The 4031-nt window shown below is 34.3% G+C and carries 4 protein-coding genes; 2 read left to right on the top strand and 2 right to left on the bottom strand.

Features of this window, described 5'->3' with window-relative positions; all coding sequences use genetic code 11:
• Positions 1-173 precede the first annotated feature (173 nt).
• Positions 174-647, bottom strand: a complete 474-nt coding sequence (locus CK510_RS27370; RefSeq protein ID WP_095724658.1) for a TspO/MBR family protein — start codon at positions 645-647, stop codon at positions 174-176.
• A 201-nt stretch (positions 648-848) separates the two neighbouring features.
• Here CK510_RS27370 and CK510_RS27365 point away from each other — a divergent pair, with 201 nt between their 5' ends.
• Positions 849-1451: a TIGR02466 family protein gene (locus tag CK510_RS27365; protein WP_095724657.1), complete on the top strand. Its 603-nt coding sequence runs from the start codon at positions 849-851 to the stop codon at positions 1449-1451.
• A 53-nt stretch (positions 1452-1504) separates the two neighbouring features.
• On the opposite strand, the gene CK510_RS27360 is transcribed toward CK510_RS27365, so the two are convergent.
• Positions 1505-1978 (bottom strand): TspO/MBR family protein, encoded by a 474-nt coding sequence (locus tag CK510_RS27360; protein WP_095724656.1) that lies wholly within the window; start codon positions 1976-1978, stop codon positions 1505-1507.
• A 947-nt stretch (positions 1979-2925) separates the two neighbouring features.
• Between CK510_RS27360 and CK510_RS27355 the strand changes: the two genes are divergently transcribed.
• The coding region (locus CK510_RS27355; protein ID WP_095724659.1) for a CapA family protein at positions 2926-4031 on the top strand (1106 nt) is incomplete at its 3' end.

The following is a 4031-nucleotide window of genomic DNA, read 5'->3' as shown; positions in this document are numbered from 1 at the left end:
TCCCAATTCCCCGTGTAGCCCCTGATACTAGTGTGACTACACCTTCACGTATTTTCATTGTCACCGTTTCTAATTCTTTTTTATCATTATGATGATATTGTTCAACTTAACATTAAAATCAATTCTTACTGATAATAATAAATAGCCTAGAAGGAGACTTTTCAAACAACTTCTTAAGCATCTTGGGGATTTAGCTGGATTAATTCCTCTGTTGTGTAAGTTCCGACTGGACTCCAAACTAAATAGGGAATAAGTAATAAAGCAGCTAAGACAGAAGTTTGTAGAACTGCAATAGTTAATAGTATTCCTAAAATAACACCCACAGAACCAATAATTTCCCCAATTCGTAAACTCCGAAATCTCAGCATTAAGGGGATATAGGTGACAGTAATAATCTCCAGCAGCAAGTATAAACCCATTAGCAACCAAGTAATTAGACTATTGGGTTGTTTTTGCCATACTAAATTAGCAGAAACCGCACCACAAACAAAGATAAAAGTCCAGATAAAAGGTATAAATGCTTCAAATACTAACCATCGAGGACGACTAAGTTTTGCAAACCATTTAACATCGCGTGGTGTAATAAAAAAGCTTCCCAATGCCACAAAAAAGCTGATAGCAGCAATCACCATCCAGGATTTAAACATGAGACTTATACCTATTTAACAGTACAGGTAGATTTTAGTAATAATTGCGATCGCATTAATCTATCTTTAGCTGTAAATCATCTGGAAGATGCTTTGATGAAATTATGATATTTTGTATTCAAATTCGCTTTTATTTGAATCTGATAATGCTTATTCTAGGTTAACTATCCTCTTCTTAACCTTACTCTTTGGTGTAAATCTATGTCTGGTTCTAGAAATGATTGGTTTCCTACACCTATATGGCTATTTAAATTAGATGATACTCAAGAAATGAATAAACAACTCTTAGAAACAATATACGCAGAGAAAATAAAAGATAGTAGTAGCAAGTCTCCAAACATACTGGGATGGCAAAGTGTAGATAATTTACAACAAAAATTAAGTTTTAACGAATTTACAGATATTATACAAAATAATGTCATTGAAGTTGCTAATTTTTTAAATTGGGATTTGGATAAATTCAAGGTAAAAATTACCAATTGTTGGGCAATTATTAATCATAAATATGCTTATAGCTCGGTGCAAAATTACTCTAATTCCCTATTAAGTGGTGTCTACTATTTAAAGATTCCTGTCAATTGTGCTGGTATATATTTTAATGACCCTAGACCGGCTGCACAAATGATTGTCCCTCCAATCAAGGACTTTAATATGTGGACTTTACCAAGAATTACTTATAAACCCTATGAAGGAATGATGCTATTATTTCCAAGTTGGTTATCGCATGGTGTAGAAACAATATTAAGCGATGAAGATAGGGTTTATATTAGTTTTAATATTGGGATGATTCCGATTATTGAATAAATATTTTAACCCTATAGAGATGAGAGAGACATGTCACGTCTCTCTATCTTAAATTAAGCATCTTCAGGGTTTAGTTTTGCCATTTCCCAAGTAGTATAAGTACCGATGGGACTCCAAAGTAGGTAGGGAACAAGTAGTAAAATAGCCCATACAGAAACTAAAGAAATAGGAAATGCAAGTAAAAAAGCAACTACAAATCCAGTACCACCAATAATTGTACCAATCTTTAAACTACGAAGTCGAAACATTACAGGAGTATAGGCAATAGTTACTATTTCTAATAGTAGATATATTCCCATCAACAACCAAGTCGTTGTGGTTCCTGGATTCCGTTCCCAGACAATATATGCAGACCAAACACCGCAAATAAAAATCACAGTCCAAATCACCGGAATTAAACCCTCAAAAGTCAGCCAATGTGGACGTTGTAAGCGTTTAAACCACTTTATATCATCTGAACTGATGAAATTTGCACATAGTGCAACTATAAAAGTGATACCTGCAATTACCATCCAAGATTTAATCATAATTTTCTCTTAAAACTATGTATTTTGTTCTAATTTAGATATGGAGATGTTTTGATAATACTGCCAATTTTCCCGCACTTTGTAATCAATCTCTGGTGAGACTTTAGTGGGATTTTAGCGTGACAGAATACTCAATACGGTTCGTTGTGGGATAAGTTTACCATCCTTGGAACTTAGCTTAATGCTAAAGGCATATCACTCTTATTTTCCATCAAAAACTACTCAATATACTCTAAACGACTAATAACCTAACTTTTAATATCCACAGAAAATACAAATATTCTCTGCGTAACTTTGCGTTTCACTTGCCGTTCGCTTTTAGCGTTCCCGAAGGGTAGTTTTGCGGAACAATAATCTCCCGCAAACTTCTCTCTGCGAACCTCCGCGCTTAAAAGCCAAACTCCAAGCCGTTTTTAGTATAATGCCACAATTCCCCAATAGACATCTCCGGAAAAGACGTAGAGACGTAGCAATGCTACGCGAATGTGCCGGGACAGAATATTCTCGAAATCTTGCCACGGGGATACTCCCCGTGGCAAAGTTTCGCGGCAACTTCGCAGTCTCTACAAGGGTTCTGGGTAACGCATAATTAAATTCGGTTGATGTCTAATTTTCAGCGAAAAATTCTTTGGTTTTAGGAATTTGCATTTAAGTCACTGTATCCAAAATTGTAATATCTCATAACTTTTATGTATTATCACGCATGACTGTATAAAATAAATTGGTTATAACAATAAATGAGTCAGTAGCTTTACAGGCTGAATACAAAAAAATAGTAACTAAATATACATTAAAGGGCATCTTAGTAATTAATCTCTGAAGACAAAAAGCAAATTTATCCGAATCCATGAATATATTCATGAATTCTAATATATTGCTGTCTTCATTTATTAAAGATGAAAAAACACTCAATTAATCGTGAAAATAATAAATACGTAGATGAATCTATGCGAAAAAATTTTGTAAATAATTATTTTATGAATTTTGTTGGGGTAGTTGGTTTATCCCTATCAAGCACGTCATTGTACATTGCTAGAACTCCGACTTCGCAGACTACACAAACTAATTTACAATCACATATTAAAAGCCAAGAAAATAAAAGCCAAAAAACTCCCAGTTACCTGACAATAAAAGCGGTTGGAGATATTGTTGCGGGGACAAATTATCCTGACTATCGTCTTCCGGCAAATCTCAATCAATTATTACCAAATTCAGTCCGTAATTTACTTCAAGGTTCAGATATTTTATTTGGCAACTATGAAAGTACTTTAACGAATCATCCTCACAGTTCCAAAGATGTTAGTAAAGGAATGGTGTTTGCATTTCGCTCTCCCCCAGAATATGCAAAATTCTTTTCGCAAGTTAATTTTGATGTCATGAGTGTGGCAAATAACCATGCAATGGACTTTGGTTTTGTAGGTTTTCAAGACACAATTAAAAATCTCAATTCTGTGGGAATTAAAGCGGTAGGTGCAAAAAATCAGATTGTATATTCCCAAGTCAAAGATACTCCTGTTGCCTGGATTGGATTTTGTTTTTATGACTATTGTAATAAAGTTCAAGATATTGCCAAAGCACAAGCATTAGTTAAGCAAGCGAGACAGAATGCTAAAATAGTGATTATCTCAATGCATGTTGGTGCAGAGGGTCAAGATGCGCTGAATGTTCGCAATAAAACTGAATTTTTCTATGGTGAAAATAGGGGTAATTCGTTACAATTTGCCCGTGCAATGGTAGACTCAGGTGCGGATTTGATTTTAGGTCATGGTCCCCATGTTCCACGTGCAGTTGAGGTATATAAAGGTAAACTCATTGCTTATTCTTTAGGAAATTTTTTAGGATATAAAACATTTTCGACTAGGGGAGATAAGGGAAAATCGATGATTTTAGAAGCTAAGTTGAATCAAGATGGTGATTTTGTTTCTGGTAAAATTACTTCGATTCAATTGGATAAACAAGGTATTCCGCAAGTTGATAAATATAACCAAACTAGTAAATTGGTGAATTTATTAACTAAGAATAATTTTCCAAATGGGAAGCTGATGATTAATGC

The organism is Brunnivagina elsteri CCALA 953 (assembly GCF_002289455.1).
Classification (GTDB): Bacteria; Cyanobacteriota; Cyanobacteriia; order Cyanobacteriales; family Nostocaceae; genus Brunnivagina; species Brunnivagina elsteri.
This window is presented reverse-complemented; position numbering and strand designations above follow the sequence as displayed.